Annotated in this window: 8 protein-coding genes and 1 pseudogene; 8 read left to right on the top strand and 1 reads right to left on the bottom strand. The window is 65.7% G+C overall.

Annotation, left to right across the window (positions count from 1 at the left end):
* From A8G00_RS01695 to A8G00_RS01660, 8 genes and pseudogenes are all read left to right on the top strand, one after another.
* Window positions 1–212: pseudogene (locus A8G00_RS01695) on the top strand (hypothetical protein); the annotation flags it as partial.
* A 135-nt stretch (window positions 213–347) separates the two neighbouring features.
* Complete coding sequence (locus A8G00_RS24680) at window positions 348–497, top strand: lmo0937 family membrane protein (protein WP_130029753.1); 150 nt, start codon at window positions 348–350, stop codon at window positions 495–497.
* A 125-nt stretch (window positions 498–622) separates the two neighbouring features.
* Window positions 623–1,525: an iron-containing redox enzyme family protein gene (locus tag A8G00_RS01685; protein ID WP_102999795.1), complete on the top strand. Its 903-nt coding sequence runs from the start codon at window positions 623–625 to the stop codon at window positions 1,523–1,525.
* 6 nt (window positions 1,526–1,531) lie between these two features.
* A complete protein-coding gene (locus tag A8G00_RS01680) occupies window positions 1,532–1,885 on the top strand; it encodes a response regulator (protein ID WP_025550112.1) in 354 nt (117 codons plus the stop codon).
* A gap of 17 nt (window positions 1,886–1,902) precedes the next feature.
* Entirely contained in the window at window positions 1,903–2,442 is a 540-nt protein-coding gene (locus tag A8G00_RS01675; RefSeq protein ID WP_044662675.1) for a CinA family protein, read from the top strand.
* A complete protein-coding gene (locus tag A8G00_RS01670; RefSeq protein WP_253257880.1) occupies window positions 2,423–4,495 on the top strand; it encodes an NAD(+) synthase in 2,073 nt (690 codons plus the stop codon). Before A8G00_RS01675 ends, A8G00_RS01670 begins: the two co-directional genes overlap by 20 nt.
* Window positions 4,496–4,568: 73 nt before the next feature.
* Window positions 4,569–4,808 (top strand): hypothetical protein, encoded by a 240-nt coding sequence (locus A8G00_RS01665; RefSeq protein WP_025550110.1) that lies wholly within the window; start codon window positions 4,569–4,571, stop codon window positions 4,806–4,808.
* 81 nt (window positions 4,809–4,889) lie between these two features.
* Entirely contained in the window at window positions 4,890–5,618 is a 729-nt protein-coding gene (locus A8G00_RS01660; RefSeq protein WP_102999794.1) for a Crp/Fnr family transcriptional regulator, read from the top strand.
* Window positions 5,619–5,620: 2 nt separating this feature from the next.
* On the opposite strand, the gene A8G00_RS01655 is transcribed toward A8G00_RS01660, so the two are convergent.
* A complete protein-coding gene (locus A8G00_RS01655; protein WP_253257879.1) occupies window positions 5,621–6,922 on the bottom strand; it encodes an NRAMP family divalent metal transporter in 1,302 nt (433 codons plus the stop codon).
* Between the last annotated feature and the right edge of the window lie 65 nt (window positions 6,923–6,987).

The raw sequence follows: 6,987 nt of genomic DNA, 5'->3' as shown, positions 1-6,987 counted from the left end.
CGGCTTCCGCGGCAGCAGACGCCCGCGCCGCCCGCGCCGCCGCAGCGGTGCCCGCGCCCGCGACCACCACGGTGACCACGGAAACCGTGAAGACCACCCCTACTGCGACGCGCAAGGCCGCTCCGGTCAAGCGCAAGGTGGTGCAGCGCACGACGAGCCCGGCCCGCGCTTCCGTGGTGGAGAAGACGACCACGACCGTCACCCAGCGCTGACGGCCGACGCCGGACCCCGGACATGGCGGCTTCCTGAGCGGAGCCGCCATGTTTCATGCACGGGAATGGATCGCGTCGGAACAATCGCAGGCGGCGCGACTTATCCAGCCTGACTTAGCGACAGCGAGGCCGATCATGTTGTGGACCATCCTTATCATCCTCCTCATCCTCTGGGCATTGGGCGCATTCATCGTGCCGGTGGGCGGGGGACTGATCCACCTGCTGCTGGTATTGGCGTTGGTCGTCCTCGTCTATCAGCTTGTGGCGGGCCGACGGGTTCCCTGATCGTTTCACCAGGATGATTGTCGGCACCCGTCCGGCAGTCATCATGGCCGTTTCCTGCAGAGTTGATCCGGATCAGTAAGATTTTCAGGAACGCTCGCCTGCCCCGGGATTTTTAGCCATGATGAATGAGAGGTTTTATCGTGGCGACACAATGGGAATATCACGGGTCACAATTTCTGCAGCAGCCGTTTCAGGAGGAACTTACCTACTGGAATCGTGAACGGCTTTCGCCAGCATTTCCTTCGGACATGACGGCGGAGAGATTCGACCGCGATCGGCGGATGCTTCGTCTGGAGCATGGCTTTATCGAGGAGCTGCGCGCGGAGGTTCGCGAGGAAGCGGCGCAGGCGCCGACCGACCCGGACGGGTTCATCGCCTGGTTCGAAGGGCTGAAGGAAAGCGGGCCCGGCCAGAAGGACGCGCTTTTCCCTTGGCTGGCGCAGGAGGCGAGCCGGGACGAGATTCGATGGTTCCTTTCGCAGGAAGCGGCGGGAGAGGCGGGTTTCGACGATCTGGTCGCCCTGACGCAGGTGAAGCTGCCGCCGCGCGCCAAGCTGGAACTGGCGCGCAACTATTGGGACGAGATGGGCCGCGGCAACGCCAAGGGCATGCACGGCCCGATGCTGGGCCAGCTGGTCGACATACTCCACCTCGACATCGAGGTCGAGAGCACGGTCTGGCAGAGCCTGGCGCTCGCCAATGCGATGACGGCGATGGCGACGTCGCGCTGTTATGCCTGGCACAGCGTCGGCGCGCTGGGCGTGATCGAACTGACCGCGCCCGGCCGTTCCGCCCATACCGCCCAGGGCCTGCGCCGCATCGGGCTCAGCGGCAGCGAAAGGCGCTATTTCGATCTGCATGCCGTGCTGGACGTCAAGCATAGCCGCGACTGGAACGACGAAGCCATAGTGCCGCTCGTCGCCGAAGACCCACGGCGGGCGACGGCGATGGCGGAAGGCGCGCTGATCCGCCTGCGGTGCGGGGAGCGTTGTTTCGAGCGCTATCGCGCGCATTTCGGATTGGGATGAGGCGCCATGGCGGCAAATCCCAAAATCCTGCTGGTGGAGGACGATCCGGCGATAGCGGGCATCATCGCGGACCTGCTGGAAGACGCGGATTATGAGGTGGACGGTCCATATGCCAGCCTGGCGGACGGCATGGCGGCGGTCGCGGCGGACTTCCCAGCGGGCGCGGTGCTCGACGTGCGGGTGAGGGATGGGGATGTCGGTCTGCTCGCCGACGATCTGGACCGATATGACATCCCTTATCTGTTCTGCACCGGCGCCTTTGCGCATCCTGCCGTCAACGCTCATCCCGGCGCTCCGCTCGTGCCCAAATGGGCCTTGTCCCGCCAGTTGATCGATGCCCTGCGCCGGATCGTGCATTAGAATGAGGATGGCCCGCCATGAGCGCATCGGATGGGAAGGGCGATACGGCGGAAACCCTGTCGCCCATCATTCCCGAAGATATTGAGAACGCCGCCGCCGCGTTGCTGAAGGACTGTTGTTCCGCCGAACTGACGCTGGCGACGGCGGAAAGCTGCACGGGCGGGCTGCTGGCGTCGCTGCTGACCGATGTGGAGGGCGCGAGTCACGCCTTCGAGCGCGGCTTCGTCGTCTATAGCGAGGATGCCAAATGCGAATTGCTGGGCATCCGCAGCGAGCGGATCGCGGCCTGTGGCGCGGTCAGCCGGGAGGTCGCCATGGCGATGGCCGATGGCGCGATCGAACGGTCCCATGCGGACATCGCGCTTGCCATAACGGGCTATGCCGGCGCGGCCCCGCCCGGGGAAGAAGCGGGCCTGGTCCATTTCGCCTGCGCCGCACGAGGCGGGCCGACCGAGCATCGGGAAGAGCATTTCGGGGACATAGGGCGAGGACCCGTGCGGATCAGGTCCATCCGGGTCGCGCTCGAGATGATGAGGCATGCCCTTGAGCGAGGTTGAAAGGTTCGCGTCGATCCATAGCCACGGCCTTGTCCGTGTCGCCGCGGCGACGCCCAAGGGCAGCGTTGGCGATGTCGGAGCCAATGCACAGGCGATCCGGACGCTTGCGCGGCAGGCGGCGGGCGGCGCGGCCGACCTCCTGCTGTTTCCCGAGCTATGCCTGTCATCCTATGCGATCGACGACCTGCACCTGCAGGAAGCGCTGCTCGACCGGGTGGAACGGGAGGCGGCGGCGCTGATCGAGGCGAGCGCCGGCTGGCCGGTGTTGCTGATCGGTGCGCCGCTTCGGCGCGGGGGGCGGCTCTACAATTGCGCGCTGGTCATTGCGGACGGGCGGCTGCTGGGGGTGGTGCCGAAAAGCTATCTGCCCAATTACCGCGAATATTATGAAAAGCGCTGGTTCGCGTCCGGAGCCGGTCTTTCCGGGCTGGAAATCGACGTCAGCGGCCATGTCGCGCCGTTCGGCACGGACCTGCTGTTCGCGGCCGACACCTGTCCCGACTTCATCTTCCATGTCGAGATCTGCGAAGATTTCTGGGCGCCGCTGCCGCCCTCCACCATGGGGGCGATGGCGGGCGCGCTGATCCTGTGCAATCTTTCGGCCTCCAACATCACCATCGGCAAGGCGCGCGACCGGCATCTGCTATCCGCCTCCCAGTCGGTGCGCTGTCAGGCGGCCTATGCCTATTCGGCGGCGGGCACGGGCGAGAGCACCACGGACATGGCCTGGGATGGGCAGGCCATGGTGCATGAACTGGGCGAACTGCTGGCGGAATCGGAGCGGTTCGGGGATGCGGCGGAACTGCTCTACGCGGATGTCGATGTGCAGAGGCTGCGGCTGGAGCGGATGCGCAACGGCACCTTCAACGACAATGCGGCCGCGGCCGGGCATCCGGAAACCCGCTTCCATACCGTGCGTTTTCCCTTTCTGCGCGGCGGCAAGGATGTCGGCCTACACCGGTCGCCCCGGCGCTTTCCCTTCGTCCCCGCCGATCCGGGGCAGCTTGCGGCGGATTGCTACGAGGCTTTCAATATCCAGGTCGAGGGGCTGGTCACGCGCTTTCGGGCGACCGCGGGCCGGCATTTCGTCATCGGCGTGTCGGGCGGCCTCGATTCCACCCATGCCCTGATCGTCGCCGCCAAGGCCTGCGACCGGCTGGGCCTGCCGCGCTCGGCCATATTGGGCTACACCATGCCGGGCTTCGCCACGGGCGAGTTGACCAAGGGCCATGCCTGGGCGCTGATGAACGCATTGGGGGTGAAGGGGGAGGAGATCGACATCCGCCCCGCGGCCCGCCAGATGCTGGGCGACATGGGGCATCCCTTCGCGCGGGGGGAGCCGGTCTATGACGTGACCTTCGAAAATGTGCAGGCGGGTTTGCGCACCGACTATCTGTTCCGGCTGGCCAACAGGCATGGCGGCTTCGTCGTAGGGACGGGCGACCTCAGCGAACTGGCGCTGGGCTGGTGCACCTATGGCGTAGGCGACCAGATGAGCCATTATGCGGTCAACAGCGCCATTCCCAAGACATTGATCCAGTTCCTGATCCGCTGGTGCATCGCGACCGGCCAGTTCGATGCGGCGACTGCGCGGATATTGGACGCGATATTGCATACCGAAATCTCCCCCGAACTGGTGCCGGCGGGGGAGGACGGCGCCTTGCAGAGCACAGAGGATCGGGTCGGCCCCTATGCGCTCAACGATTTCTTCCTGCATCATATTGTGCGCCTGGGCCTGCCGCCGTCGAAAGTCGCCTTTCTGGCATGGCACGCCTGGCGCGACGCCGGAAGCGGCGCATGGCCGATGGATTATCCGGAGAGCGCCAAACGCGCCTATGATCTGCCGACGATCCGGCACTGGCTGGAAAATTTCCTCTACCGCTTCTTCACGATCAGCCAGTTCAAGCGGTCCGCGCTACCCAATGGCCCGAAAATCTCCTCCGGCGGCGCGCTGTCGCCCAGAGGCGACTGGCGGGCGCCGTCGGACGGGACCGCGACGGTGTGGCTCGACGAATTGGCGCGTGGCCTGGATGGCGACGACAACGGGGGCTGACCTCCGCCGAAGTCGTCGTGGGATCACGCGGCCTGACGCCGGAACAATGTTTCGAACACGGATTTTATCACCCATGCCGATATTCCACATTCACCTGTTCAACGACGACAATGTGATCGACGAAGCCGGTCAGCAATTTGCTGACGTGGCGGAGGCGCGGGCCGAAGCGATCCGCAGCGGGCGCGAAATCATCGCGGAACATGTCATCCACGGCCGGCCTGTCAATCTCGATCATCATCTGGTCTTGCAGGACGATCAGGGCCGCAAGCTGGAAACGATCTATTTTCGCGATGTCGTGACGTTCGGTGGCTGACCTGCGGCGATTCTGCAGGCCGCCCCCCTCGCGCATCATCGCCCTGCGGCGGTTGCGCCCTCTTGTGGGGAGCGTCGGCTGATGCCGCATCCAGCCCTGCAATATTTCCTGAACCGGCTTCTGATCCGTTCCCCGCTGACGGAGGAGGAACGGCAGGCGATCCTGTCCATGCGCTTCCATTTGGCGCAGGTGTCGCCCAATGTCGACATCGTCCCTCCCGGTCATCGGGTGACCTATTCCTGCCTGGTGGCGGAAGGCCTGGCGGGGCGGTTCGGGCAGTTGCCCAACGGCATGCGGCAGATCACGGCGATGTATATTCCCGGCGACATGTGCGACCTGCATTCCGCCATGCTGCCGCGCGTGGAATGGGCGGTTCAGGCCCTTTCCGCGCCGCTGACCTACCTGAAGATCCCGCATGAGGAACTGCTGCGGGTCTCGCGCGCCCATCCGCGCGTGGCGGAGGCCTTCTGGCGCGACTGCGTGGTCGACGCTTCGATCATCGCCCAATGGGTGGTCAGCCTTGGCAGGCGGGATGCGGCGGCGCGCACCGCGCATCTGCTGTGCGAAATGGCGTTGCGGCTGGAATGTGCGGGCCAGGGTTCGCGCACGGCCTTCGAATTCAAGGCGACGCAGGCGCATATTGCCGACGCGCTCGGCATCACGCCGGTGCACATGAACCGCGTCGTGCGCTGGCTGAGGCAGCAGGGTGTCCTGTCCTGGACCGGGCGGACCATCCGCGTGCTGGACTGGGACGGCCTCGTCCGCATCGCGAGCTTCGACAGCGGCTATCTGGAAATGCGTCGGGAATAGGCTCATAGCAGCCAGCTCGCCGCCAGCGACAGGGCGCAGAGGAAGGTGACGCCGGTCGTCGTCCAGCCCAGCAGGTTGGTCCAGCGGCCATTGGTGCGCGCGCCGACCACGGCCGGGCGGTTGGTGAGCAGCATCATGAGCAGCAGCAGCGGCGGCACGGAAAAGCCCTGGACGATGCCCGACCAGACCAGCGCCTTCATCGGGTTGAAGCCCAGGAAGTTCATCGCCACCGCCAGCACCGTCACCGCCGCGATGATGGCATAGAACAGCCTGTTGTCCTGCGGCGCGTCATGCAGGCTGCCCGCGCGGCCCAGCCCCTGCACCACGTCATAGGCCGCGCCCGTGGTCATCACCGGCACCGCCAGGAAGCCCACCCCGACCACGCCGGCCGCGAACAGGAATTTCGCGGCCTGACCGGCGATGGGTTCCAGCGCGGCGGCGGCGTCGGCGGCGGTCTCGATCTCCGTCCGTCCGGCGGCGTGCAGGGTGATCCCGGTCGCGAGCAGGATGAAATAGAGGATGAGGTTGGAAAAGATCATGCCGGTCAGCACGTCGCGGCTCGTCCGCTTCATCTCCGACGCGGTCGCGCCCTTGCGCTGCCAGAGCCGGCGGCGGCCCAGGGCGATCTGCTCCTCCACCTCCTGATTGGATTGCCAGGTATAGATATAGGCGGAAAGCGAGGTGCCTATGCAGGCGACGATCAGCGACAGCGATTGCGCATCGATCCCGAGTGCCGGGATGAAGGTGGCGCGCAGCACCGCGATGGGATCGGGGCGGGCCATGACCGCCGCCGCCACATAGGCGAAGAGGATGAGCGCCAGCCAGCGGAACACGCGCCGGATGAGCATGTAGGAACCGAAATATTGCAGGGCGAAGATGATCGCCGCCGCGCCCACCACGATCAGCGGCACCGGGATCGGCACCAGCAGGTTGAGCGCCGCGCCGATGCCGCCCAGGTCCGCCGCCGCCTCTATGATGTTGCCGGCGAAGGCGAGCGTCACCAGCGGCAGCAGCAGCCAGCGCGGGAACTGATCGCGGATGCAGGCGAACAGGCCCTTGCCATAGACCTGCCCGATCTTCGCGGACAGATAGACGACGACATACATCATCGGCAGCAGGACCGGCGCGATCCACAGGAAGGCAAGGCCGTAGCGCGCGCCCGCGCTGGCATAGGTGCCGATCGCGGAAGGATCGTCGTCTGCGGCGCCGGTCACGATGCCGGCGGCGAGCATCTTCATGACGCCCCGGCGCGGCCTGTCCACCGGCCTGCGGGTTTTCAGCGGTTCACGGGATTGGGCAGTCAATTTCCACCTCGAATGGGCAAAGCCGTGGTTCAACACGGTAGGCACGGCGGGAGGTGCATGGCCGT

The organism is Sphingobium sp. SA916, assembly GCF_002894065.1.
In the GTDB taxonomy this organism is placed as follows: Bacteria; Pseudomonadota; Alphaproteobacteria; order Sphingomonadales; family Sphingomonadaceae; genus Sphingobium; species Sphingobium fuliginis.
The sequence above is the reverse complement of the archived record's forward strand: the minus strand, read 5'-3'. Positions and strand labels throughout refer to the sequence as shown.